At 60.3% G+C, this 24,063-nt stretch carries 22 protein-coding genes and 2 tRNA genes; 12 read left to right on the plus strand and 12 right to left on the minus strand.

The features are described from left to right. Nucleotides 1-15: 15 nt before the first annotated feature. The 4 genes from HF949_RS00445 to HF949_RS00460 all read right to left on the minus strand — a co-directional run bounded on the left by HF949_RS00445 (nt 16) and on the right by HF949_RS00460 (nt 2,623). The gene (locus tag HF949_RS00445; protein WP_292897551.1) at nt 16-216 is read right to left on the minus strand and encodes a Trm112 family protein; all 201 of its coding nucleotides are present in this window, start codon (nt 214-216) and stop codon (nt 16-18) included. 35 nt (nt 217-251) lie between these two features. After that, nucleotides 252-923 carry an LON peptidase substrate-binding domain-containing protein gene (locus HF949_RS00450; RefSeq protein WP_292897553.1) on the minus strand — a complete coding sequence of 224 codons (672 nt, stop codon included), beginning with the start codon at nt 921-923 and terminating at the stop codon, nt 252-254. Between the two features lie 66 nt (nt 924-989). Then, a complete protein-coding gene (gene trxA, locus HF949_RS00455; protein WP_292897555.1) occupies nt 990-2,021 on the minus strand; it encodes a thioredoxin in 1,032 nt (343 codons plus the stop codon). Between the two features lie 89 nt (nt 2,022-2,110). Beyond that, on the minus strand, nt 2,111-2,623 hold the full coding sequence (locus HF949_RS00460; protein WP_292899956.1) for a prolyl-tRNA synthetase associated domain-containing protein: 513 nt from the start codon (nt 2,621-2,623) through the stop codon (nt 2,111-2,113). Nucleotides 2,624-2,822: 199 nt separating this feature from the next. Here HF949_RS00460 and HF949_RS00465 point away from each other — a divergent pair. Beyond that, nucleotides 2,823-2,897, plus strand: a tRNA-Gly gene (locus HF949_RS00465). A 210-nt stretch (nt 2,898-3,107) separates the two neighbouring features. Here HF949_RS00465 and HF949_RS00470 read toward each other — a convergent pair. Next, on the minus strand, nt 3,108-3,503 hold the full coding sequence (locus HF949_RS00470) for a VOC family protein (protein WP_292897557.1): 396 nt from the start codon (nt 3,501-3,503) through the stop codon (nt 3,108-3,110). A 195-nt stretch (nt 3,504-3,698) separates the two neighbouring features. Here HF949_RS00470 and HF949_RS00475 point away from each other — a divergent pair, with 195 nt between their 5' ends. The 5 genes from HF949_RS00475 (at nt 3,699) to HF949_RS00495 (ending at nt 11,494) form a co-directional block, all read left to right on the plus strand. Further along, the gene (locus HF949_RS00475) at nt 3,699-4,709 is read left to right on the plus strand and encodes a TAXI family TRAP transporter solute-binding subunit (RefSeq protein ID WP_292897559.1); all 1,011 of its coding nucleotides are present in this window, start codon (nt 3,699-3,701) and stop codon (nt 4,707-4,709) included. Between the two features lie 114 nt (nt 4,710-4,823). Then, nucleotides 4,824-6,902 carry a TRAP transporter permease gene (locus HF949_RS00480; RefSeq protein ID WP_292897561.1) on the plus strand — a complete coding sequence of 693 codons (2,079 nt, stop codon included), beginning with the start codon at nt 4,824-4,826 and terminating at the stop codon, nt 6,900-6,902. A 111-nt stretch (nt 6,903-7,013) separates the two neighbouring features. Beyond that, nucleotides 7,014-7,982, plus strand: coding sequence for a helix-turn-helix domain-containing protein (locus HF949_RS00485; protein ID WP_292897563.1), 969 nt, complete (start codon nt 7,014-7,016; stop codon nt 7,980-7,982). 82 nt (nt 7,983-8,064) lie between these two features. Further along, nucleotides 8,065-9,480 carry an aldehyde dehydrogenase family protein gene (locus tag HF949_RS00490; protein WP_292897565.1) on the plus strand — a complete coding sequence of 472 codons (1,416 nt, stop codon included), beginning with the start codon at nt 8,065-8,067 and terminating at the stop codon, nt 9,478-9,480. A gap of 28 nt (nt 9,481-9,508) precedes the next feature. Then, nucleotides 9,509-11,494: a copper amine oxidase gene (locus tag HF949_RS00495; protein ID WP_292897567.1), complete on the plus strand. Its 1,986-nt coding sequence runs from the start codon at nt 9,509-9,511 to the stop codon at nt 11,492-11,494. Between the two features lie 74 nt (nt 11,495-11,568). Here HF949_RS00495 and HF949_RS00500 read toward each other — a convergent pair whose 3' ends face one another. The 4 genes from HF949_RS00500 to HF949_RS00515 all read right to left on the minus strand — a co-directional run bounded on the left by HF949_RS00500 (nt 11,569) and on the right by HF949_RS00515 (nt 15,247). Continuing rightward, a complete protein-coding gene (locus HF949_RS00500) occupies nt 11,569-12,051 on the minus strand; it encodes a GlcG/HbpS family heme-binding protein (RefSeq protein ID WP_292897569.1) in 483 nt (160 codons plus the stop codon). Nucleotides 12,052-12,139: 88 nt separating this feature from the next. Then, nucleotides 12,140-12,748, minus strand: a complete 609-nt coding sequence (locus HF949_RS00505; RefSeq protein WP_292897571.1) for a response regulator transcription factor — start codon at nt 12,746-12,748, stop codon at nt 12,140-12,142. Next, nucleotides 12,745-14,298, minus strand: coding sequence for a sensor histidine kinase (locus tag HF949_RS00510; protein ID WP_292897573.1), 1,554 nt, complete (start codon nt 14,296-14,298; stop codon nt 12,745-12,747). Before HF949_RS00510 ends, HF949_RS00505 begins: the two co-directional genes overlap by 4 nt. A gap of 37 nt (nt 14,299-14,335) precedes the next feature. After that, a complete protein-coding gene (locus HF949_RS00515) occupies nt 14,336-15,247 on the minus strand; it encodes a LysR family transcriptional regulator (protein WP_292897575.1) in 912 nt (303 codons plus the stop codon). A 108-nt stretch (nt 15,248-15,355) separates the two neighbouring features. Here HF949_RS00515 and ilvD point away from each other — a divergent pair, with 108 nt between their 5' ends. The 4 genes from ilvD to HF949_RS00535 all read left to right on the plus strand — a co-directional run bounded on the left by ilvD (nt 15,356) and on the right by HF949_RS00535 (nt 20,119). Beyond that, the gene (gene ilvD, locus HF949_RS00520) at nt 15,356-17,029 is read left to right on the plus strand and encodes a dihydroxy-acid dehydratase (RefSeq protein ID WP_292897577.1); all 1,674 of its coding nucleotides are present in this window, start codon (nt 15,356-15,358) and stop codon (nt 17,027-17,029) included. Nucleotides 17,030-17,101: 72 nt separating this feature from the next. After that, nucleotides 17,102-18,100, plus strand: coding sequence for a TRAP transporter substrate-binding protein (locus HF949_RS00525; protein WP_292897579.1), 999 nt, complete (start codon nt 17,102-17,104; stop codon nt 18,098-18,100). Between the two features lie 183 nt (nt 18,101-18,283). Continuing rightward, nucleotides 18,284-18,829 carry a TRAP transporter small permease gene (locus HF949_RS00530; protein ID WP_292897581.1) on the plus strand — a complete coding sequence of 182 codons (546 nt, stop codon included), beginning with the start codon at nt 18,284-18,286 and terminating at the stop codon, nt 18,827-18,829. A 6-nt stretch (nt 18,830-18,835) separates the two neighbouring features. Next, the gene (locus HF949_RS00535) at nt 18,836-20,119 is read left to right on the plus strand and encodes a TRAP transporter large permease (protein ID WP_292897583.1); all 1,284 of its coding nucleotides are present in this window, start codon (nt 18,836-18,838) and stop codon (nt 20,117-20,119) included. A gap of 17 nt (nt 20,120-20,136) precedes the next feature. Here the strand turns inward: HF949_RS00535 and HF949_RS00540 are convergent, their stop codons facing one another. Next, the gene (locus HF949_RS00540; RefSeq protein WP_441338381.1) at nt 20,137-21,042 is read right to left on the minus strand and encodes an SMP-30/gluconolactonase/LRE family protein; all 906 of its coding nucleotides are present in this window, start codon (nt 21,040-21,042) and stop codon (nt 20,137-20,139) included. Nucleotides 21,043-21,201: 159 nt separating this feature from the next. Here HF949_RS00540 and HF949_RS00545 point away from each other — a divergent pair, with 159 nt between their 5' ends. Next, complete coding sequence (locus HF949_RS00545; RefSeq protein WP_292897587.1) at nt 21,202-22,008, plus strand: helix-turn-helix domain-containing protein; 807 nt, start codon at nt 21,202-21,204, stop codon at nt 22,006-22,008. Between the two features lie 42 nt (nt 22,009-22,050). Here HF949_RS00545 and HF949_RS00550 read toward each other — a convergent pair whose 3' ends face one another. After that, nucleotides 22,051-22,848, minus strand: a complete 798-nt coding sequence (locus HF949_RS00550) for an IclR family transcriptional regulator (protein WP_292897589.1) — start codon at nt 22,846-22,848, stop codon at nt 22,051-22,053. A gap of 257 nt (nt 22,849-23,105) precedes the next feature. Between HF949_RS00550 and HF949_RS00555 the strand changes: the two genes are divergently transcribed. Beyond that, complete coding sequence (locus HF949_RS00555) at nt 23,106-23,810, plus strand: MOSC domain-containing protein (protein WP_292897591.1); 705 nt, start codon at nt 23,106-23,108, stop codon at nt 23,808-23,810. Nucleotides 23,811-23,888: 78 nt separating this feature from the next. Here the strand turns inward: HF949_RS00555 and HF949_RS00560 are convergent. Beyond that, nucleotides 23,889-23,964 (minus strand) — tRNA-Thr (locus HF949_RS00560). Nucleotides 23,965-24,063 lie beyond the last annotated feature (99 nt).

A 24,063-nucleotide genomic window follows, 5' to 3' on the forward strand; every position in this document is an offset into this window, starting at 1 on the left:
ATGCCGGGCGCGGCCTCAATCAAGGGGTCGCGCCTCCGATGGCAGCATGATCGGGATCCCGTCGCGCACCGGATAGGCAAGTTTGGCGCTTTTCGAGATCAGTTCGCTGTTCTCCGCGTCCCAGCGCAGTGACCCCTTGGTCAACGGACAGACAAGAAGTTCCAGCAGCTTGGGATCCAGTGCCGTTCCCTCTCTGTCATCGTCTTCACCCTGCATTCGATGCTCCAGTGTTGGGTTTGCAAGCACATCCGCTATTGGAGCCGGTGCCCGGCTTCGCCGCCGCCCTGCGCCAAAACGATTTCCGTAATTGCAATCAGTGTATCGGCACGCGTTTTCAGATCGGGCGCTTCCAGCAATGCCTGCTTTTCAGCCGGCCCATAGGGCACCATCATGGACAGCGCATTCACAAGGCTCGCATCTTCCGCCTGATGGACGCTGTCCCAGTCTGCTTCCAGATTGTTGGCATCGAGATAGGCACGCAATGCCTTCAAGAGCGCGCTGCGGTCCACCTCTTGTTCATCGGGCCCGTCATGCAGATCGGCCTCGAAAGGCAGGATGCGGCACTGGCGGAAAGGCGTCTTGACCTTCAACTCTTCCAGTACCCTGAAGCGGCAGATGCCGATCAGTGTGATTAGATACCTTCCATCGCCGGTTTCCGAAACCGAGCCGAGGCGCCCGACACATCCCACATCGCAGAGTTCAGGTTCGCCATCCGCCTTTTTCGCCCCATCGAGACGCGGCTGAACCATTCCAATCAGCCGCGATCCGGAAAGGGCGTGGTCGGTCATGGCGAGGTAACGCGGCTCAAAAATGTTCAGCGGTAATCTCCCACCCGGCAAGAGTAGGGCCGCAGACAATGGAAACACGGGAATCACACTGTCGATATCCCGCCCGCTGCGGTACGAGCTATTGCCTGCCTTCACATGACATCTCCCGATCTTTCCCCGATATCTGGAGCAGTCCTCCCAATAGGCAAATAATCGAAAGGCTTATGAGAACAGCAGCGAAGAAAGTTTACGCCGTGCCGACAGGGTCGCCGGATCCGTGGCTCCCCATGCTTCAAAGAATTTGAGAAGCTGTGCCCGCGCGCCGTCATCCTGCCATTCGCGGTCGGTGCGTATGATGGTCAGCAGGCTTTCGGCCGCCGCCGCACGATCGCCCTTGGCATTCTGCAAAAGCGCCAGATCAAACCGCGCCTGATGATCGTTCGGGTCCGCGGCAAGGCGCTGCTCCAGGGCGGCGCTGTCACCCAGATTGGCCACCTGTTCGGCAAGCGCGATCTTGGCCTGCACGGCGGCGATGGGTGCGGCCTCTTTGTACTTTTCCGGCACCTGTGCCAGCACCTGCTCGGCCTGCTCTTTCTGGCCAGCCTCGAAGAGCAGGTCAGCCAGTCCGGCGATGGCCTCCACATTCTCCGCATCCCGTTGAAGAACAGCCGAGTAAATCTGCGCCGCCATCTGCTGGTCGCCATTGGCGACGGCTTCCTTCGCCGCTTCGAGCGCACCGGCGATTTCATCGCCACCGGTTCCGGCTGTGAGCTTTTCGATGAATGCCTTGACCTGACTTTCCGGGAGCGCGCCCATGAAACCATCGACTGGCTGCCCGTCCTTGAACGCAAAGACCGCCGGGATCGATTGAACACCAAGCTGTCCGGCGACGGCGGGATGCTCGTCGATGTTCATCTTCACGAGCTTCACCTTGCCGCCAGCCGCGCGCACGGCGTTCTCTATGATCGGCGTAAGCTGCTTGCAGGGGCCACACCACGGGGCCCAGAAATCCACCAGGACGGGCTGATTGCGCGATTCCTGGATAACGTCGGCTGCGAAATTGGCGGTCGTCGTGTCCTTTATCAGGTCAGCGGCCGGTGTCTGCGGCGCGTCCGAAAGCGAAAACCCCTGGCCGGCCGGAGCAGCAGGTTCGGACGCTGGCGCGCCCCCTGCAAAATCCACATTGGTTGTATATTGCCCACCTGCGGCACCATAGTTCTCAGGCTTTCCGTATGGATTGTCGCCGTTGGTCATAAACGCCCCTTCCCTGCTTTCCGTTCGGCGTGGCCATGGCATCTGCCGGCTTGCCGATAGAGTATCTGTCGTCGCACCAAATGTGGCGATCACTCGGTCACTTTCAAGACGAGCGGTGGATGCCCGACCGCTTCAAGAAAACGCATGAGATCATCGCGGCCGATCGAAGTGGTCGCTTCGTTGGTCAGCGGATGCGCATTGATGACATCATTGTCTAACAAATCCGCGTCGAGCACCACTGTTACCTTGCGCTGATCGTCATTCACGGCCCCGAACACGGTCACGGATCCTGGCTCGACCCCGAGATACTCCATCAGCTTGTCCGGCTTGCCAAAAGACACACGGCTCGCCGCGCCGATCCTGTGATGAATTGTTTTCAGGTTCACCTGCGCATCCTCATCCACGGTGACGAGAAAGAAATTGTCTTTCTTGTCCTTGAGAAAGAGGTTCTTTGTATGCCCACCGGGGATTTCTCCCCGCAATGACTGCGAATCGGCGACCGTGAACAGCGGAGGATGGCGATGGGTTTTCACCTCAATGCCAAGTTCCTGCAGATATTCCAGCAGCGCCTCAGTTGATTTTGCCACGACGGAGCCTCGCATGGTCGCTAATCGTTGGTGCGGTTGGTAACCGCGCGCAGCCCATGAAGGCAAGCCCGACAAGGCCGGAAACGCCCCTCTCCGCGAGCCGTCTTCAGCCATCGCATACGGAATCAAAAAAACCGCAGCAGCGCTGTCGATTTCCTGTTGCATTTGCCGGCGAGATCAGACTATAAGCGCGCCGTCGGAAGCGACAAGCCGAGCGGGCGTAGCTCAGGGGTAGAGCACAACCTTGCCAAGGTTGGGGTCGTGAGTTCGAATCTCATCGCCCGCTCCAGTTTTCCTTTTGACATGAACGGCTTACAGGCTCGGGTTTCCCGCGCCTTTTTGCTGTATGGAGCATTTTGCAGTCAGGTGGGATCACCTGACGTCCGCAAAAATGCGGAAAAACTGATGGATTGAGCGGAGCAGCGTTTCCGTAAAACGGTGAACCGCTCTAGATGCCGGGGAGCGGGTGGGCCGGCCAATGAGGCGGGCCCTTTTGTCCTCAGCGATAGCGACCGTGTTTCTGCAGAACTTCGACCTTGTAGCCGTCAGGATCTTCCACAAAGAAAAAACGGGCCAGAAGTGAGCCCTCGCGTTCGAACGAAACAATGTCGCGCGGCTTCAGCCCAGCCTCCCTGAAACGTGTATGCTCGGCATCGAGGTCATCCACGGCGACCGCCAGATGGCCATAACCGTCGCCCAACTGATAGGGTTCGGTCCGTCCTTTGTTGACGGTCAGTTCAACCTCAAAATCAGCTTCCGTATTGCGTAGGTATACAAGGGTGAAACCGTCGAAATCGAATCGATCGGCCACCTCCAGTCCGAAAGCGGTCTTGTAAAACGCGACTGATCTCTCCTCGTTCAAGACGCGGATCATGGTGTGAATGCACTTGGCCAAATTACCTCCAATACGCTCTTCCACAGACACTTGCAGCGCAGGCAAGCCCCATCATTCCGGTTCGAGACCCGACTGGCGCCGAGTCCCGGTGCAAATGTGACAGATCACATGAATAGGGTATCATCAAAGATTGATGGCTGGCACAATGAATGCTAGCTCATAGAGAGTTTCATTCTTATTGTCTGGGAGGATCACGTGAACAGACGGCGTTTTGCGATTATTGGAGCGGTTTTGTGCGGCCTTGCCGCGAGTGGCGTGGCACTTGCACAGCAGCCCCAGTTTTTCCGGATAGGCACCGGCGGCACCGCCGGAACCTACTATCCGATCGGCGGCCTCATCGCCAATGCGATCTCCAACCCGCCCGGCTCGCGCCCCTGCGAGGAAGGCGGTTCCTGCGGTGTTCCGGGCCTGATTGCCACGGCTCTTTCGGCCAATGGTTCGGTGGCGAATGTGAACGCCATTGCGGGTGGCTCGCTTGAATCCGGCTTCTCCCAGTCGGATGTCGCCACCTGGGCCCATAGCGGCACCGGCATCTGGGAAGACCGTGAGCCGGTCGAGAAGCTGCGCGCGATCGCCAATCTCTATCCTGAGACCATTCACCTTGTGGCGAGCGCCGAAAGCGGCATCGACAGTGTGGATGATCTGAAGGGCAAGCGCGTCTCGCTCGATGAGCCCGGCTCCGGCACTCTCGTTGACGCCCGCATCATCCTCAACGCCTACGGCCTTTCCGAAGAGGATGTCGAAGCCCATTACCTCAAGCCCGATCAGGCCGCAGAGCGTATGCGCGACGGCGCGATGGATGCCTTCTTCTTTGTCGGCGGCTTCCCCGCTGGCGCCATTGCAGAACTCGCCAGCCAGCACAAGATCACGCTCGTCTCCATCGCCGGTGATGAGGCAGCAAAGGTCACGGGCGAGCATGGTTTCTTTGCTGCCAACACCGTGCCCGGCGGCACATATGAAGGCGTTGACGGGGATGTCACCACCCTTTCCGTCGGTGCTCAGTGGATCACCAGCGCCGATCAGCCTGAAGAACTCATTTATGAGATCACCAAGGCCCTGTGGAACGAAAACACCCGCAAACTCCTCGATGCCGGCCACCTCAAGGGCCGTCAGATCACCAAGGAAACCGCGCTTGACGGTGTGGGCATCCCGCTGCATCCGGGTGCCGAGAAGTTCTACCGCGAAGCGGGCGTGCTGAGCGAATAACGCTCAGAAAACTCGATGACGACCAATGGACCCGACCTGTATGACCGCAGGCCGGGTCCATCTCTATCCGCCATCGAAATGCGATTATGATGATGTCCAGAGAGGCTTTGCAGGATGGCCCATTCACCTGATACCGATCGTGCCGAAGCGCTGACCGAAGAGGAAATGAAGGCGCTTGAGGAGCAGTTCGATTCCGAAGTTCGCTTCAGACCATTGCCGTCACTGCTCGGCTGGGTTGCCGGCGGTGCCCTCTTCATCCTCTCCTGCTATCACTACTACACATCGGGATATGGCATCCCGCAGGCCACCACCCATCGCGGTCTGCATCTGGCCTTCACCCTCGCCCTGATTTTTGTCTTCTTCGCTGCATGGCACCAACCGCGCGAACCCCGCCGCGGGTTGCTCTACCCGCTTGGCCTGCCTGTTCTCGACTGGATTTTCGCCATCGCGGGTGCCGTATCGGCGCTTTATGTCCCCTGGATTTTCAACGAGCTCGCCTTCCGCGTCGGCGATCCGCTGCCCATCGATGTCATCATGGGCACCGTGCTGATCGCAGTACTGCTTGAAGCGACGCGGCGTGCCATGGGCTGGCCGCTGCCCGTCATTGCGCTGCTTTTCATCGCCTATGCCTATTTCGGCCAGTCGATGCCCGGCATTCTCGCCCATCCGGGTGCCAGCTGGGACAACATCGTCAACCATCTATACCTGACCAGCCAGGGCATTTATGGCACGGCGCTCGGCGTCATCTCCACCTATGTATTCCATTTCGTTCTGTTCGGTGTGCTCGCCACCCGCATCGGCCTCGGGCAGCTTTTCATCGATCTCGCATCGGCTCTTGCCGGCCGCTATTCCGGCGGCCCTGCCAAGGTTTCGGTGCTCTCCTCCGCCATGCTCGGCTCGATCTCCGGTTCTTCCATCGCCAACACGGTGACGACAGGCTCGCTCACCATCCCGGCGATGATCCGCATCGGCTATCCTCGCCATTTCGCGGCAGCCGTTGAGGCTGCAAGCTCCACAGGCGGCCAGATCACGCCGCCGGTCATGGGCGCGGTCGCCTTCCTGATGATCGAATATCTGGGCGTGCCGCTCACCACCATCCTGACCGCCGCGCTTGTGCCTGCCTTCATGCACTTCTTCGGCGTCTTGGTTCAGGTGCATCTGGAAGCGCGCCGCCGCGGCCTGCGCGGTCTCACCAAGGATGAGCTTCCGGTCGCGTGGACGGTCTTCAAGGCCGGCTGGCTCACCACGCTGCCACTCTTCGTGCTGGTCGCCATCCTTCTTTCGGGCAAAACCCCCTACCTTGCGGCCTTCTGGGGCATCACGGCGTGTCTGCTCGTGCTCGTCATCCAGAATTTCCTGCGGCACGATGTGAAAACAGCGATCACCGAGAGCGTCCGCGAGACCTGGGAAGGCTTCGTTGTCGGGGCGAAGTATTCGCTCTCAGTCACCGCTGCCGCGGCCCTCGTCGGCGTCATCATCGGTGTCGTCACGCTTACCGGCGTCGGCTTCAAGATCGCCTATATGGTCACCTCGGTCGCCGCCGGCTGGGCGCAGAGCGTGGCAGACAGCCTCGCCTTCCTGCCCTTCGAGCTGTTCAGCGTAAACACGCTCACCCTGCTCTTCACCCTCATCATGACAGCCATTGTCTGTGTGCTTATGGGCTGTGGTATCCCCACCACTGCCAATTACCTCATCATGATCGCGGTAGCGGCCCCCATCCTCAGCCTGCTTGGCGTCGAGCCGATCGTGGCCCACTTCTTCGTGTTTTATTTTGGCGTTCTGGCAGACATCACGCCGCCCGTTGCCCTTGCAGCCTACGCCGCGGCAGGCATTGCCGGCGCCAACGCTTTCAAGGCCGGCAACACTGCCTTCCGGCTGGGCATGGGCAAGGCGCTGGTGCCCTTCGTGTTCGTCTTCTCGCCATCCATGCTGCTCGTCACCGACAGTTTCACCTGGAACGAGTTTTTCCTGGCAACGATTGGCGCGATGCTGGGCATCTGGATGCTCTCAGCAGCGTTCTCAAGCTGGCTCTTTGCACCGCTGCGCGTCTATGAGCGGCTCCTTCTTGCCTTCGCTGCCATCCTGTTTGTCGCTCCGGACCTCTACGCCACATTGGCTGGGGCGATCATAGTTCTACCGGTTTTCGTGCGACAAATGATGGTTCGCGGACAGGAAAGTCCCTCCTCTTCCTGAGGCCGGCAACGCCACCGGCTTGCCGAGCCGATGAAAGCTGATTACGCTTCCCCTGCCTTTCCTGACTGGGAGAACCTCGATGGGAGAACAAGGAAAGGTGGGAGGAACCGTATGCCGTCTAACGAGACAAACAGCCTGGCATCGCTCGATGCATTCCAGGCTGGTGTGCGCAATGTTTGCGGCCAGTTTCTGGTCTCGCCGCCGGATGGTGCGCGCGACATGCGTGGCATCATCACGCTGAAACAGCGTCAGGCGCTGGCGGTTGCGGTCGTGCGAAACAGCGCTGCGCGCATCAACCGGGACTGGCGCTGCATCCGTCAGGATTCTGCCGAGCACCTCTTTCTCGTCCTGCAAAAGTCGGGACACTCGGTCATGCGGCAGGGCGATGCCGATGTGCGTCTTGCACCAGGCGATTTCATCATGATCGATTCAGCCTATCCGTCGCGCTTTCTCTATGGCGATAGCGGCAGCCTCCAGTATTCCGTCCATCTGAACCGTTCCGAATTCGCGCACCGTTTTGGTACGGCAGCACTCGGCGGCTGTCCGATCCCCGGCTCCACCGAGATCGGCATGGCCCTTCGCGCCACCATCGACCGCCTGGTGAATGCGGAGGATGCCGCCGCCCAGCAGCATTTCATAAGCGAAGCCTTCTTCAATCTGATGGGGGCCTATCTTTGCGGGCTTGAAGCCGGCAGTCTTCCGTCGGTTCGCACCAGCGATGACCTGCTTGTCGCCAAGGCGCGCGCCTATATCCGCCAGCGCTTCCGCGATCCCGAATGCACCCCGGCGAGCGTCGCATCGGCGATGGGGGTCAGCCTGCGTGCCCTGCAGCGCCGGTTTCAGGCTGCGGGCTCATCGCTGTCGGATTGCCTGATAGGCACACGGCTCGATTATGTCTGCGACCGGCTCATGGGTCAGAAATACGCGGGCACATCGGAGCGGATTTCCAGCATTGCATTCGATGCCGGCTTCAACGACCTGTCCTATTTCAATCGCCAGTTCCGGGCACGTTTCCAGATCCCACCCGGAGAATACCGCCTTCATGCAGCGACGTCATCGGCCAAAGACCTGACGCAATAGTCCAAGACCATTGGCCAGACGCGCCTCCACTATGACCGATTGATGCCGCCCGGAAAGCGGCGCTATCGGGAGGAGGAAGACAATGGCTGATACGGCACAGTTTCACAACATCATCAATGGGCGGGCTACACCAGCCACCCAGACACAGCCAGTGCTCGATCCGGCAACCGGCGCACCTGTCGGCCATATGCCGCTCGGCACCCGCTCCGACCTTGACGATGCCGTCAAAGCCGCGCGTGCTGCCTTTCCCGGCTGGGCAGCAGCCCGCGATGAAGAGCGCAGGACAGCCTGCCTGAAGATCGCGGACCTTGTCGAACAGAGCATTCCCGGGCTTGCTCCATTGCTCACCGCCGAACAGGGCAAACCCATCGGSGGTTTCGGCTCCCAGTGGGAAATCGGCGCAGCCGCCGCATGGACCCGCCACACCGCAAATCTCGACCTGCCCGTCTCCGTCCTGCAGGACAACAATGAGGGGCGCGTGGAGGTCCATCGCAAGCCAATTGGCGTGGTCGGCTCCATCACCCCTTGGAACTTCCCGGTGCTGATTGCCGCCTGGCACATCATTCCTGCCGTGCGCACCGGCAATTGCGTGGTCATCAAGCCCTCGCCCAACACGCCGCTTGCCACCATCCGCTTCGTCGAGCTCATCAATCGGGTGCTTCCTGCCGGCGTGGTCAACATCGTCTGTGGCGCCGACGAGATAGGCGCGGCCATGTCCGCTCATGCCGACATCGACAAGATGGTGTTCACCGGCTCCACTGGAACCGGCCGCAAGATCATGGCCTCAGCCGCCGAAACCGTGAAGCGCCTCACGCTTGAACTGGGCGGCAATGACGCCGCGATCGTGCTGCCCGATGTCGACCCACAGGCCATTGCCGAAGGGCTCTTCTGGGGCGCGTTTTTGAACAACGGCCAGACCTGCGCCTGCATCAAGCGGCTCTATGTGCATGACAGCATCTATGATGCCGTGTGCGATGCGCTTGTATCCCTTGCCAAGGCCATCCCCATGGGCGACGGGCGGCAGGAGGGCGTCGCACTTGGCCCGATCCAGAACGCGATGCAGTTCGAGCGTGTGAAGGAACTGGTCGAGGAAGCGAAAGCACAGGGCGCCCGCATCCTCACCGGAGGCGCGCCATCCGGCGGTAGCGGATACTTCTATCCCGCGACCATCGTCGCCGATGCCGAGCACGGCATGCGCCTCGTCGATGAAGAGCAGTTCGGTCCCGTCTTGCCCATCATCCGTTATAATGATGTCGAGGCGGTGATAGCCCGCGCCAACGACAATCCGAACGGGCTTGGCGGTTCGGTCTGGTCGCAGGACACCGAGCGCGCAAAGGCGCTGGCCCTGAAGCTTGAATGCGGCACCGCATGGATCAACAAGCATGGCATGATCCAGCCCAACGCGCCATTCGGCGGCATCAAGCAATCAGGGGTCGGCGTACAGTTCGCCGAGGCGGGGCTGATGGAAAATACGGTCGGCCAGACCATCATCATGTGAAAACCGGGACCTAGGAGGAGCAGATAACATGAGAAGACACTTATCGACCACATGCGCAGCCCTTGCGCTTACCGCCTTATGCAGTGGCGCACTCGCACATCCGCTGGACGGTCTCTCCAAAGACGAGATCGCTGAAATCGTCACGATCATGAAGTCCGATGACCGGATTTCCGACGAAGCCCGTTTTCCCCTGATCGAACTGAAAGAACCCGAAAAGGCCGACGTGCTTGCCTGGAAGGAAGGCGAGGAAGGCCCCCGCGCCGCCACCGTTCATGTCATTTCCGGCGACGACACCTATAAGGCCGAGGTCGATCTGGTTTCCGGTGAAATCAGCGATTTCGGCCCTATCGGCGGCCAGCATATGGTGCTGCTCGAAGAGTTCATCGGTGCCATGGATCTGGCGCTCTCTGACGAAACCTTTGTCGCAGCGCTGGCAAAGCGCGAGCTCAAGCCGGATGACGTCTTCTGCCTGCCACTCACGGCCGGTTCCTTCGACATCGAGGCGGAAGCCGGCCAGCGCCTCATGAAGGTTCCCTGCTACGTCAATCCGACCGGCTCCAATTTCTACGCCAAGCCCATCGAGGGGCTCTACGCCGTGGTCGATCTCGCCGGGAAATCCGTGGTGGAAGTCATCGACACCGGCGTCGTTCCCGTGCCGGCAGACCCCTGGGGCTATACAGAGGAAGAGGTGGAGGCCCGCACCGGCTCCCTGCGGGCCGAGAGCAATCCAGCCGTCCTGCGCCAGGAGGGCGAGCCCAATTTCACCGTCGATGGCAGCCTGGTCAGCTGGGACATGTGGCGCTTCCGCTGGCGCGTGGACAAGCGGCCCGGCGTCGTCTTGTCCAACATCGAGGTGAACGACCGCGACGACTGGCGCTCGGTGCTCTATCAGGCCCATCTGTCGGAAGTCTTCGTGCCCTATATGGACCCGGACAAGGGCTGGTACTGGCGCACCTATATGGACAGCGGCGAATATGGTTTCGGCATCTTCTTAAGCCCGCTGCGCGCAGGCGTCGACTGCCCCTCCTACGCCCGCTTCCTGCCCGCCACCGTGCATGACGATATGGGCAATCCGATCGAGATCCCGGATGCGCTCTGCATCTTCGAGCGTAATATCGGCGACCCCGCATGGCGGCACTATGAGATCTTCGCCCAGAGTGAGGATCAGGCCGTGCCGGCTGAAGGTCGCCCGGCAAACGAGCTCGTGGTCCGTTCCGCCTCACAGGTCGGCAATTATGACTATCTCATCGACTATGTGTTCGAGCAGAATGGCCGCATCCGCGTGATGGTCGGCGCAACAGGCCTCGACGCGGTCAAAGGCGCCGCATCTACCTCCATGGCGGACGCAACGGCCGAGCAGGAAACCCGTTACGGCACACTCATCATGCCCAATCTCGTGGCACCGAACCACGACCATTTCTTCAACTTCCGGCTCGATTTCGACATTGACGGCCAGGACAATGTTTTCATGCGCACTGGCCTTGTGAAGGGCGAGGTCGCAGACGACCTGCCCCGTCGATCCATGTGGGTGACAAAGGCGGAGATGCCGAAGACGGAGATGGAAGCGCGGTACCGGGTCAATCCGGCAACCCCAGCCATGTATCACATCATGAACATGGGCCGAAAGATCGGGGTCGGCCACGCGCCGGGCTACATGATCATGCCGCAAAACAGCGTCGCCTATAGCCCGCTCGACACCGAAAACGACATGCCGGCGAAACGCAATGCCTATATCGACTACACCTTCTGGAACACGCCCTATGCAGTCGACGAGCGCTATGCCGGCGGCGAATACGCGTTCCAGAGCGACGGCACGGACACGCTGGCCGAGTGGGTGAAGCAGGATCGCAGCATCGACAACACCGACATCGTGACCTGGTACACGATGGGCTTCCACCACGTGCCGCAGATGGAAGACTGGCCGGTCATGTCGACCATGTGGAAGGGCTTCACGCTGAAACCTTACAACTTCTTCCCGCACAATCCGGCACTCACCGTGCGGCTGCCGGAATAGGCACGAACGAGGGGTCGAACGGAAAGAGGCGCAGCCCTTTGACTGCGCCTCTCTTTTCCGCCCATGGCAAGCGGTTATTCAGCCCCGATTGCGTCCAGGCCGGCGCGGGCGCAGGTCGCGTCGATATCCCCCGAGGGGGCACCGCCGACACCGATACCCGCCACCAGCGCGCCGCCGACGCGAACTGGTAGCCCGCCCGCCTGGATCACCAGCCGGGAATCCATGTCACGCAGGCCGTCATTCTGCGGGTTTTCGCCAATGAAGTTCGCAAGACCCGCCGTCTCGCGGCCAAGGCTTGCGGAGGTAAAGGCCTTGCCGACGCTGCTGCCGGTCGTGTGTGGGCCTGAAGTGTCGGCCTTGACGAGAACCTTGGTCGCGCCGCTTCGCTCCACCACGGCAACGCTCACCGCGTAACCTTCGGCAGCACATGCCTCGAGCGCCGTCTGGGCTGCCCTGTAGGCCATGTCGAGCGGGAGGTAGGGCGCGGTCGGCAGATCCTGAGCCGATGCCGCGGTTGCGGCCAGAAGCGTAGCGGAAAGAACAGTCGATCGGATCATCGGGGACTCCTTGATTTTGGATGTCCGATCTTCTAGCAACCAACGCTTTGCCGGTGCATCGGTAGGTTTGCCGCCAATATCCGTAGTTCTACGGAGTTTGACCCGCCTGCAGCCACAATCGCGTCATCTCTGCTGCCGATGTCGTTCCAAGTTTCGCGCCAATAGACGCGCGGTGGCTTTCCACCGTGCGGGGCGACAATTCCAGTGAAACGGCAATCTCCTTGGTGGTGAAACCGCCTGCAATGCGCTCCAGTATCTCCTGCTCACGCGCCGTCAGGTTTGCCAGCAGATTAGCCGTCTCGGCGCGTTCGGCGGCAGCCCGTTCGGCGCAATCCAGCATGTCTTGCGCATTCTGGATCGCATCGATCAGATCCTGTTCATCCACGGGTTTGCTTAGAAAATCCACCGCTCCATTGCGAAAGGCCTTGCGGCAGGATTCAATATCTCCATGCCCGCTGATCACCACCGTCGGCCACTCCACGCCGAGTGCCAAAAGCCGCTCCTGCAGCTTCAACCCGGATATCACAGGCATACGGATATCGAGAACCAGACAGCCCGGCGGCATTTTTCCAAGTGCCGCGAGAAAGGTCTCCGGGTCGGAAAATGCCTTTACCTCCATACCCACCGTATTGAGAAGCAGAACGAGCGCTCGGCGCACAGCTTCGTCGTCATCCACCAGATAGACAGGCCGGCTCACGCTGCCGCCTCCGCTTTCATGTTCACGAGATTCAGCCGAACCTGAAACCAGGCACCTTCCTGCGGGGACCTGAGTTCGACCTCACCGTCCATCCGCTCCACCAGCCGTTGCGAGAGTGCCAGGCCGAGGCCCGTGCCCTGGCTCTTTCCTGTGACAAAAGGTTCGAATATCTGGGCGCGGATCGCCGTGTTCACACCGGGTCCGTTGTCACGCACATCAAGAACCGCCAGGCCCGCCTGCCGGCTGCTTTCGATCACCACCTCGCCCCGCCCCTTCGGCATCGTCTCCAGGGCTTCAAATGCGTTGCGAACCAGATTGAAGATCACCTGCTCCAGTTCGGTCTGATCGGCACGCACCGGCAACATGTCGCGTTCGAGGATGAGCGTCAAAATCATCGCGCGCTTGCGCGCCTCCGGCGCTAGAAGCGCTTCGACACCACGGATCGCCTTATTGAGATCGGTCACCGCCGCCGGGTTGCCCCGCGCCGGTCTGATCCACTCACGCAGATGAGCAAGGATATCCGCCCCCCGTCGCGCCTGTCCGATCAGTTCATCGAGCACCGAAGCGACGGCCCCTGTGTCACCATTTCGCAGAAGCCGCTTTCCGGCCTGAGCCTGACTTAACATCGCCGTCAGCGGCTGCGTGAGTTCGTGAGCGATGCCGCTTGCCATCTCACCAAGCGCATTGACACGGGAGGCATGAGCCAGGCGTGTTTCCTGGGCGCTGAGTTGCGCCGCTTGCTCGGCCTGACGCCGACGTGCCCATTGCTGCCACAGGACGAGGCCCACAAGGAAAACCGCCGACATCAGGATGAGCGCGGGCGCCAGCTTGGCAGGAGGGAAAAGCGCGGCCAGTGTTTGGGGAACGGCAATCTCGAGAACAAGCGGCTGTGAAGCGCTCCCCAGCCGCTGCCGGAACGCCGTATCGCCCTCGGTTTCCTGCCCCACAAGCTGTGTTCCGTCGGGAAGCGCCAGCGAGAGGTTGACCGATGGTTCCAGCTCCTGACTGCGTTCAGGTTCAAGCAACCCCTGACCGTCGATGTCGAGCGCCAGCCCATAACGGGCGGCGTCCGTGTTCGGACTGCGCTTGACGAGCAGGTAGCGGCCCGCCTCCCCTGGCGTCGGTCGCAGCGCCAGCCCACCTTTGGACGTCAACGCGGCCTCACGGATCGCTTCCTCCACCGCCGGGTTGCCCCGATCTAGCGTGTTCACCCCCGTCTCGCCGACCCTCAGCGGAACAAGATCGATCGCCACGATCCGCGGATAAAAACGATGAATCGTTTCGGCGACGTCCAGAAAGAGCTCAAAGCGGTTTTCCCCCTCCGAAACCGCAACTGCCGACAGCGCGGTCAGGTGCGCATCGTGTTGGTCGGCACGTTGCGAGGCCAGACTGTGCAGCGCCCTGCCTTCGGCCGCCAGCTCCGAAGACAATCGCCAGCGCTCATTCGCCACAACGGCCACGACCGTCAGAACCGCGAGCACAAGCCAGGCACCGGCGAGCCTGAAAGACCTGCTTGCTTTGGCGTGTTGTTCGGTAGCATTTTGCTTCATGCGCGCGATTTTGAGGAACAATCCGCCTTTTTCAAGCTCAGTGCGCCGGAAACATCTCGGCGATGATATCGGCCAGGTGATGCAGTGCTGCGCTCGCGCCGGTGCCGCGCCACGCAAAACCGATTTCAATGGCGGATTGCTGCTCTGCCAGCCGAAAATAGGCAACACCCGGTCGAACAAGTCCGCGCATGGTGCTTGGTACGAAGGCAATGCCGAGCCCGCTGGAGACAAGGTTTATGATCGTTTGCATTTGGACAGCCTGTTGCCCCGCAACCGGCACCGCATCGCGCTCGGCGTAGTAACGCGTCACAAGATCATGCAGCGCCGGGGCGCTTTGCCGCGGAAACAGAATAACCGGCAGTTCGCGCAGGGCATCGAAATCGAGCTTGCCGCCTCTCGGCGTCACACGCCCGGAAATCACCCATTCCTCCGGCACCGCGACCACCAGCTTGTCCGTTTCAATCGCCCGATAGCGCAGCGGCGAGTGCAACGCTCCGCGCGGCGGAGTGATGATGATGCCCGCGTCCAGCCTGCCATCAAGCAGTTCGGCAATCTGGACATCGCTGGTTGCTTCGTGCAGCACCAGCTCCACCTCCGGAAAACGCTTTTTGAAGCGGCGCACGAGCGCAGGCAGGAAACTGTAGCTGACGAAGCTGATAAAGGAGAGGCGTATCGTACCGATTTCACCGCGCGAAAGCCGCTGTGCCACCTTCGGCAATGCATTCGCTTCCTCCAGCACCCGCCGCGCATGAGGTAGCCATTCCTGGCCGACTGGTGTCAGCATTACACTTCGCCGTGTCCGCTCGAACAGCGTAAGCCCCAGATCCGCCTCCAACGCCTGTATGCTCTGGCTGAGCGGAGGTTGCGTCATGCCGAGACGTGCGGCCGCGCGGCCGAAATGAAGCTCCTCGGCAACTGCAACAAAGTGCCGAATCTGGCGAATATCCATGTTTTCTCATTCGGAATATGAATTAATGCGATACAATATATATATTTCTCATATCTTTCAAACTCTCCTAGCCTGCCGCACACTTTAGGCACGCGCCGGGAGAGAGACATGGCAGCCAACGACCGATCGAAGACCATTACCCAGGGAATCGAGCGCTCGCCCAATCGCGCCATGTACTATGCGCTCGGCTATCGGGAGGAAGATTTTTCCCGTCCCATGATCGGCATCGCCAACGGACATTCCACCATCACGCCGTGCAATGCGGGCCTCCAGCCCCTGGCCAATGCCGCCGTGGAGGCTGTACGCGAAGCCGGCGGCAACCCGCAGACCTTCGGCGTACCCACCATTTCCGACGGTATGTCGATGGGCACGGAAGGCATGAAATACTCGCTTGTCTCCCGTGAGGTCATCGCCGACTGCGTGGAAACAACCGTTCAGGGTCAATGGATGGACGGTGTCCTCGTCATCGGCGGCTGCGACAAAAACAAGCCTGGCGGCATGATCGGCATCGCCCGGGCAAATGTTCCGGCGATCTACGTCTATGGCGGCACGATCCTTCCTGGCCGGCTGAACGGCAAGGACCTCAATCTCGTCTCTGCCTTTGAGGCCGTGGGTGCGTTCAAAGCCGGCAGGATCACGCGGGAAGAGTTCGATGCCATTGAACGCAACGCCATCCCCGGCACCGGCGCTTGCGGCGGCATGTACACTGCGAACACGATGAGCGCGTCTTTCGAGGCTCTGGGCATGTCCCTGTTGGGGTCCTCCACAATGGCCAACGTCCACGAGGAGAAGCGTCACTCCGCCGCCCGTTCGGCCCATGTCCTGCTTGATGCAGTGGGGGCGGGTCGCAGACCCCGCGACATCATCACCCGCCAGAGTGTCGAAAATGCCATCGCCCTCGTTATGGCGACTGGCGGCTCCACCAATGCCGTCCTGCATTATCTTGCCATCTGCCGTGCCGCCGAGGTGGAGTGGTCACTCGACGATTTCGAGCGGGTGCGCCGCAAAGTGCCGGTGTTGTGCGATCTGAAGCCGTCTGGCCAATACATGGCAGTCGATCTCCATCGCGCCGGTGGTGTGCCACAGGTGCTCAAGATCCTGCTCGGGGCCGGTCTTCTGAATGGGGACTGCCTCACAATCACCGGGCGCACCCTGGCGCAGGAGCTTGCCGAAGTTCCTGACAGGCCTTCCGAAGCACAGGACGTCATTCGGCCCATCGAGAGGCCGCTCTATGCGCAAGGCCATCTTGCCATCCTGAGAGGCAATCTTGCCGAAGATGGTGCTGTCGCCAAGATCACCGGTCTCAAATCCACCAGCATCACTGGTCCTGCCCGCGTCTTTGAAGATGAGCAGTCGGCCCTTGGCGCGATTCTGTCAGACCGGATCCGCCCCGGCGATGTGATGGTCCTGCGTTATCTCGGCCCCAAAGGCGGGCCCGGCATGCCCGAGATGCTTGCCCCCAGTTCCGCTTTGATAGGACGCGGTCTGGGCGAAACGGTGGGCCTCATCACGGATGGCCGGTTTTCCGGCGGCTCGTGGGGCTTTCTTGTCGGCCATGTCACGCCTGAAGCTTTCGAAGGCGGCACCATCGCACTGGTCGAGGAAGGAGACATGATCACCATCGATGCGAACCGGCACCTCCTTCAACTGAACGTCAGCGAGGAAGAGCTTGCGCGACGGCGCGCCGACTGGTGTCAGCCCAAGCCGCGCTACCACACCGGCGTTCTGGCCAAGTTCGCTAAACTTGCTGGTCCTGCCAGCCAGGGTGCATTGACTGAATAGCCGCGATAGGCCACAGCCTTTCAGCGAATGGGAGACCTGAATCGCAACGAAATTTTGCAACGGGAGAGAGAGATGAAATTTTCCGCAAGATATACGGCGCCGTTAACGGCAATTGTGACTGCACTGGGCATTGTTACCGGCATGTCGGCCGCTCAGGCCCAGCAGGAAATCAAGATCGGCTACGCGCTCGCGCCGACCTCGCATTACGGTGTCGCAGCAGAGAAATGGCAGGAAGTCGTCGAGGCAAAGACCGATGGCCGCTATTCCTTCCGTCATTTTCCCTCCTCAGGTCTTGGCGGTGAACGCGAAGTGATCGAGGGCCTTCAGATTGGCACGATCGAAGCGACAATCGTTTCTTCTGGCACGCTGAGCAATTTCGTGCCCGAAACCGGCGTGTTCGACATCCCGTTCCTGTTCCGTGACCTCACCCATGCACGCAAGGTTCTGGACGGCGAAATTGGTCAGAATATCCTCGCAAAGTTCGATGACGTCGGCCTTGTCGCCCTCGCATGGGGTGAGCAGGGTTTCCGCCACATCACCAACAACCGCAACACAATCGGTAAGCCCGAGGACGTCTCCGGTCTCAAGTTGCGCACGATGGAGAACCCGATCCACATCACCGCGTTCGAGACGCTGGGCGCCGCGCCGACGCCGATGGCATGGCCCGAGGTCATCTCATCCCTTCAGCAGGGCACGATCGACGGCCAGGAAAACCCGCTTTCCGTCATCACCTCTGCAAAACTTTCCGAAGTCCAGAAATATCTGACGCTCTCCGGCCACGTCTATTCGCCGGCCATGCTTCTGGTTTCCCGCCAGCTTTGGGACAGCATGTCCGACGAGGACAAGAAGGTTTTCGAGGAAGGTGCGACCGAGGCCGTCAAGGCCATGCGGGCCTATGTCGACAACGTTGAGTCCTCGGGCGTCAAGCAGCTTAAGGAAGAGGGCATGGAAGTCGGCGAACTGACCGCTGAACAGAAAGCCGCCTTCCAACAGGCCGTCCAGCCGGCCTACGAAAAGTACTATGAGCAGTACGACAAGGCGCTGATCGACCAGATCATCGCGACCGAATAAGGCTCCCGGAGCCTGAAACTCCGGATAGCGGTCCCCGCGATCGCTATCCGGAGTTTTGCATCATGCTGCATTTTTCGACTATGGCTGGTTCCCACGCTTCATCATGTTGGTCTAAACAGCATGGGGTCAGCACGCTGTGGTGCTTCTGGGAAAGCCGCAGGATGCGCGGGTCGGGGAGGATCGGTGAAAACCTTTGAGAGATGTTTCATAGCCCTCAACAAATGGGCTCTGGTGCTGTTGCTGGGCGCCATGGCGGTCATCGTTTTCGCCAATGTCACGTTGCGCTATCTCACGAATTTCTCGATCACCTGGTCAGAGGAAGTCGCGCGGTATCTGATGATCTGGATGACCTTCATCGGTGCGGGCCTCGCGCTACGCACGGGCGGTCATGTGGCCGTGAGCAACTTTCAGGAGATGCTCGGCACAAAGGGCCAACGTGCCGTGCGCATCCTCATCCTGTGCCTGCTTCTCGCATTCTTCGCCATCATGATCTGGATGGGCATGAATTACATGGATCGCGCCCGCTTTCAGCTCACGCCGGCGACGCGCGTCTCCTTTAGCTATATCTACGCCGCCATGCCCATCGGCTTCGGCCTTCTCATCGTGCACCTGCTTCTCATCGCCCGTCCCTTCGTGATGGAGAACCGGTTCGCCGAAGTGGAGACCGACGCGCCATCCGCCGCCCTTCTCGAGGGCGGGGACACCCATATCGCGGCCAACCGGGACTAGACGACCGTGGCGCTGATCCTCTTTGCTTCCTTCTTCGCCCTGCTCATCATCGGCATGCCGGTGGCCTTCTCGCTTGCGCTTGCAGTCTGGGCCGCGATCAGCCTGGGCAGCACCTATCCGCAGATCGTCATCGTCAAGGAGATGTTTTCCGGTCTCGACAGTTTTCCGCTCATGGCGGTGCCCTTCTTCATCCTGGCTGCAGAGCTGATGTCGAGCGGCGCAATGACCCAGATCCTGCTGCGCTTCGCTTCGCAGTTCGTCGGTCATTTCCGGGGTGGGCTGGGCTACGCCAATGTCGTCTCCTCCACCATGTTCGCCGGCATCTCCGGCTCCGCTCTCGCCGACGCTGCCGGCCCCGGCGCCATGATGATCCGCATGATGGAGAAGGACGGCTACGACAAATCCTATGCCAGCGCACTGACCGCGTCCGCCTCGGTTGTCGGCCCCATCATACCGCCCTCGATCATCATGATCCTCTACGCCATGCAGGATGAGAATGTCTCCGTCATCGCCCTGTTCATGGCCGGCATCATTCCGGGCATCCTGATTTCGCTCGCGATGGCCGCGACCAACTGGTATGTCTGCCGCAAGCGTGGCTTTAGGAGCAGTTCGCCACGCCCGTCCCTGCGCGAGATGATGCGCACGAGTTTTCAGGCCCTACCGGCCATCTTCCTTATCGTCCTCATCATTGGCGGCATCCGCAGCGGATTGTTCACGCCGACGGAAGCCTCGGTGGTCGCCGTCTTCTACGCACTTTTGTGCGGCATGTTCATCTACCGCTCATTGAGGCTGCGCGACCTGCCGGACATTCTCTTTCGATCCGCACTGGTCACGGTCGCGATCCTGCTAATTCTGGCGGCCGCGCGGGCGTTTGCCTGGATCATCATCATCGAGGGAATCCCTCAGGCCATTGCTTCGACAATCGTGGCATGGGAGCTTAGCCCGATCCTGTTTCTTCTGGCGGTAAACGTGCTCCTGCTCGCCTTCGGGCTGTTCATGGATCCGCTCCCCGGTGTCATGATCCTTGTGCCGATCCTTGGTCCCATTGCCTATTCTCTGGGCATCGATCCGATACACTTCGCCATCGTCGTCATCGTCAACCTGACGCTCGGGCTCCTCACTCCGCCGGTCGGCGCGCTGCTTTTCGTAGTTTCCTCAGCCGTGAAAATTCGTGTCAGCGAAATGATCCGGGAAATGCCTCCCTTTCTGGTCGTGCATCTCGTCGTGCTGCTCGCCCTGACCTTCATCCCGGCGTTGTCCACCTGGCTCCCGCACCTCAGTGGATACTGACATGCGGGGAAACCGTATCAGCCTGTCAGAACGTCGGGTTCAAACCTGCCCCTCGGACCACCGAGATCGACCAGGTACACACCGCCGGCAAACGCTGCATCCGGACTGTCCGGGTCCACGCCAATCGAGGCGGATGTGACCAGAAGCCTGTCGGCCTTCGGTCCAACGAACGCCGGACAGGTGATGAGTGCTGCCGGCAGCTCGATCTTGCGAAGCAGCACACCCTGCGCCGAATAGACCTCCACACAGTGGCCGCCCCAGCGCGCCACCCAGAGATTGCCCTCGGCATCGACCACCGCGCCATCCGGATCACCGTCTCTGGACGGCTTCCCAAACGGAGACGGCTCGCCAACCGGAAGTCCCGTCTCGGGGTCGAGAGGCACCTGCATGATCTGAAGTGTGGGCGTATCCGTGAAATAACCCACCCGGCCATCGGGCGAGAAGCAGATCGCATTGGTCACGGTGATCCCGGAATAAAGTCGCCGTACCTCGCCCTTGCGGTACCAGTAGATCGATCCCATCCCCTGTTCCGCGTGCTTGCCCATCGTGCCAATCCAGAAAGCTCCACTGGGATGCACCCGGGAATCGTTGGAGCGGGTCTGCGGATTGTCCTCTTCCAACGGATGGTGAAGCTTGAGGTTTCCATCGGCAATGTTCCGCAGGTAAAGGCCGCTTTCCGCAACGAGCAATTGTCGCTCGTCATCAACCCGGGCCAATGCAGACGAAAGCTCTGGCAGAACATGCTTTCGCGTCACACCATCGGCGAAGCAATGCTCGAACAGAGCTTTGCCCAGAATGTCGAACCACCAGGCGGTATCTGTGTGGCGATCGTAGGTCGGCCCCTCGCCAAGCACACAACGTTCCGCCTCCAGACGTGTCCAATCTGCTCCTGCCACAGGCCAGCCTCCCCTCGGTTGCTTCATCAAAGGCTGCATTAGCCTTCTTTCACCAGAGCATTCAAGCAGCAGCGGCAGGAGGAAAAACCTGATCGTTCGATCACAATCCTGCGATTTGAGGCCGTTTCACCCCCCCGCCAGGGGTCGGCATATTGATATGACGGGCCCGATAGGCCTAGAAATCGTATGGGGGGCCTGTCCATCAAGGCAAATCACACGGTGAAGAGACAAACAGACGAAGGTAACAACAGCACAGTCGCTTTAAAAAACGGACTTGGATTGGTTCGGCTGCTTTCGGATGAAGGTCCGATGACGACGAATGAACTGGCCTTGCGTTTATCGCTGCGCCATGACACCGCCGCCCGGCTCTTAAAAACGTTGGAAATTCACGGCTTCGTAGAACAATCCAGATTTGCACAACGCTTCCAGCCTGGCCGCACTGCCAGCGCGCTTTCCGAAAAATTTCTGAGAGAAACCCCAGTAAGCGAGATCGCCCGCTCGGTCCTGCAGGCGCTAGCTGATCGTCACAATGCCACGTGCATACTGGCGGTCGATGACGCCGGCGAAGCGCTCTCTCTCGTCGTGTGTAACGGTCTCAATCGCGTAAGCTCACCCTGTTGCCACGTCGGTTCAGCCTACCCGCTCACAAAAACAGCCGCGGGTCATGCGCTACTCTTCACCACCAGAAGCGAGACGGATGACACTGATGAAAGCACGTCTCACACCTCCGCCGAGACGGAGGCGCTTCGGGAGAGCTTTTGTTTTTTCCGGGCGTCCGGGTGTTTCAGATTGATGCTTCAGGAAGAAAAACTTCTCCTCCTGGCCGCCCCCTTGCATCTCAACAATGCGGTTCTGGCTATGGAGATTATTCTGCCTGCAGACGCACGGTCGGCCTGCGATTCAGCCGGCACGATGAAGGACCTGCTTGCGGCTGTCGAGCTGGTTCAGCGCAAATGCGCGGCAATGGGCGTGCGGTATCTGGAAGACTCCTGATCAAAACTCCACCGGAGATGGACCGTCACCCGCAGGATCCGGTCAGGCGCTCTCGCGCCCGGACGCCAAAGCTGTCGACAGTCTCACGAGTTCCTGGCCGAGTTCCTTCAATCGGGGAAGCGACATCTGTCCCCGGGGAGCACCGCAGCCGAGCGACATGACGGCAGGCTGGTCGGAAGGTTTGAGAGGCACCGCCACGGCGTAGATGTCAGGATGCCAGCCGCCCAGCGATAGGGTGAATCCGGAGCCGGCGATCTCGGCCAATCCCTGTTCGACCTGAGGCGACAGGATATCCCAGTCGGCCCCGTGGTGACGTGCAAGGTCGCTCATGAAGGAGTGACGCTGTGCCGGTTCCAGACAGGCAAGCAAAGCATGCCCGACCGGCGTTCCGGCAATCGACACTCTGGACCCGGCCTCCAGCCGCAGGGTTACGAGGGTCGCCGTGCTGTGGCAGACCTCCACGTGCAGTGCTTCGATCCCGTCAAGAACCGCAAGCGCCGTATGCACTCGGAAACGGTCTGCAATCTCTTGTAGATGAGGCCGTATGAACTCGATGATCTGCGTCTCGCTCCGGGCGCCATATCCGAGGCGCACGACACCGGGCGCCAGCCGAAATCGCCGACGGCTGCTGCTGTAGTGCAGCAATCCCATCCCGGTGAGTGACTTTGTCAATCGCGCCACAGTCGCCGCCGGCAGATCGGTGCGCCGGGCAATATCTGAATTGCTAAGCCAGACAGGCGCATCGGCGAACACCGACAGCAAATGCAACCCTCGCGACAAGGCAGGCGAAACCGAGGACCCTTTCCGGTGCACTCGCAGCAACGGCTTTGTGGTCGCCATACCCTCCCCCTCAGGTCAACCGCCAGAAACGAACCGGAAGCCTATCAAAAACCCTGCGTCTCCGCCAACGCTCCCCCGGCATGCGCGATTTTTACTGTTCTTCCGTTTGTCCACAGGCGCGGACCATAACGATCTGCCAACTGGACCTGCACCCGATGCGGCCATGCCCTATTTTGGTTGGGGAATACAGCCATTTGCACCCGGTCTTTTTGCAACGGGTCTTTTGCACCCTGTCTTTTGCACAACGGAGCCCTTTCGTGGACGAAACCGAAAAGACGCCTCTGGAGGCCATACTGACAGGCAAAATTGCTCCGCTCGGGGAACGAAACGTGCCCAGCGGCATCGACAAGCGCGTCGTCGAGGGTCCGGTATGGCTTAGCACAAATGGTTTCATCGGCGACCATCAGGGGGACAGAAAAGTCCACGGGGGCCCCGACAAGGCCGTTCATCATTATCCGCGCGACCACTACGCGGCCTGGAGAGATGAGATCGGTGAACATCCCCTGCTCGCATCCCCCGGCGCCTTCGGCGAAAATCTTTCCACCTACGGGCTAAACGAGGAAACCGTTGCTCTTGGCGATGTATTTCGGCTCGGTGAGGCGGTGGTGGAAGTGTCACAGGGCCGTCAGCCCTGCTGGAAGCTCAACAGCCGCTTTGCTGTCGGCACGATGGCTTACCAGGTTCAGAAAACCGGGCGCACGGGCTGGTACTACCGGGTTCTTCAGGAGGGCAGGGTCTCACCCGGAGATCTTCTGCAACGCATCGAGCGCCCTTTGCGGGAGTGGCCTCTGAGGCGTCTGTGGCAGATCCTCTACGTGAAAACCCTCGATCGCGGTGAACTCGAAGAGATGGCGGCGCTCGAAAAACTCCCGGAAGGATGGCGGCGCTATGCCCAACGCCGTCTCGCCTCCGGCAGGGTCGAAGACTGGGACCGTCGCCTGAACGGCCAGGAACAGGCTTGAAGGAACACGGCCCGGTGTCTCGCGCTCGGACAAAAGGCTGGCGGACTGTCTGGAAAGGCCTGTTGGGAGATCTGTGGATGGTGCCGCTTGTCAGACTCGAACTGACGACCTCCGCATTACGAATGCGATGCTCTACCAACTGAGCTAAAGCGGCCCTTTTTTCGCGCCTCGCCAAAACCGGTTTCGACTGGCCACGAAGCACTACACCGTGCACATACCCGCCTCGGCGGGCTTTCGCAACCAAATTGTCGAG

The organism is Nitratireductor sp., from assembly GCF_017794765.1.
Taxonomy (GTDB): domain Bacteria; phylum Pseudomonadota; class Alphaproteobacteria; order Rhizobiales; family Rhizobiaceae; genus Nitratireductor.

What these genes read in the sequence shown, in the direction of transcription:
- HF949_RS00445 (WP_292897551.1), bottom strand. Translation starts at nt 216, where the DNA reads ATGCAGGGTGAAGACGATGACAGAGAGGGAACGGCACTGGATCCCAAG.
- HF949_RS00510 (WP_292897573.1), bottom strand. Translation starts at nt 14,298, where the DNA reads ATGAAGCAAAATGCTACCGAACAACACGCCAAAGCAAGCAGGTCTTTC.
- HF949_RS00480 (WP_292897561.1), top strand. Translation starts at nt 4,824, where the DNA reads ATGGCCCATTCACCTGATACCGATCGTGCCGAAGCGCTGACCGAAGAG.
- HF949_RS00460 (WP_292899956.1), bottom strand. Translation starts at nt 2,623, where the DNA reads ATGCGAGGCTCCGTCGTGGCAAAATCAACTGAGGCGCTGCTGGAATAT.
- HF949_RS00525 (WP_292897579.1), top strand. Translation starts at nt 17,102, where the DNA reads ATGAAATTTTCCGCAAGATATACGGCGCCGTTAACGGCAATTGTGACT.
- HF949_RS00495 (WP_292897567.1), top strand. Translation starts at nt 9,509, where the DNA reads ATGAGAAGACACTTATCGACCACATGCGCAGCCCTTGCGCTTACCGCC.
- HF949_RS00515 (WP_292897575.1), bottom strand. Translation starts at nt 15,247, where the DNA reads ATGGATATTCGCCAGATTCGGCACTTTGTTGCAGTTGCCGAGGAGCTT.
- HF949_RS00545 (WP_292897587.1), top strand. Translation starts at nt 21,202, where the DNA reads ATGGGGGGCCTGTCCATCAAGGCAAATCACACGGTGAAGAGACAAACA.
- HF949_RS00485 (WP_292897563.1), top strand. Translation starts at nt 7,014, where the DNA reads ATGCCGTCTAACGAGACAAACAGCCTGGCATCGCTCGATGCATTCCAG.
- ilvD (WP_292897577.1), top strand. Translation starts at nt 15,356, where the DNA reads ATGGCAGCCAACGACCGATCGAAGACCATTACCCAGGGAATCGAGCGC.
- HF949_RS00500 (WP_292897569.1), bottom strand. Translation starts at nt 12,051, where the DNA reads ATGATCCGATCGACTGTTCTTTCCGCTACGCTTCTGGCCGCAACCGCG.
- HF949_RS00550 (WP_292897589.1), bottom strand. Translation starts at nt 22,848, where the DNA reads ATGGCGACCACAAAGCCGTTGCTGCGAGTGCACCGGAAAGGGTCCTCG.
- HF949_RS00540 (WP_441338381.1), bottom strand. Translation starts at nt 21,042, where the DNA reads ATGAAGCAACCGAGGGGAGGCTGGCCTGTGGCAGGAGCAGATTGGACA.
- trxA (WP_292897555.1), bottom strand. Translation starts at nt 2,021, where the DNA reads ATGACCAACGGCGACAATCCATACGGAAAGCCTGAGAACTATGGTGCC.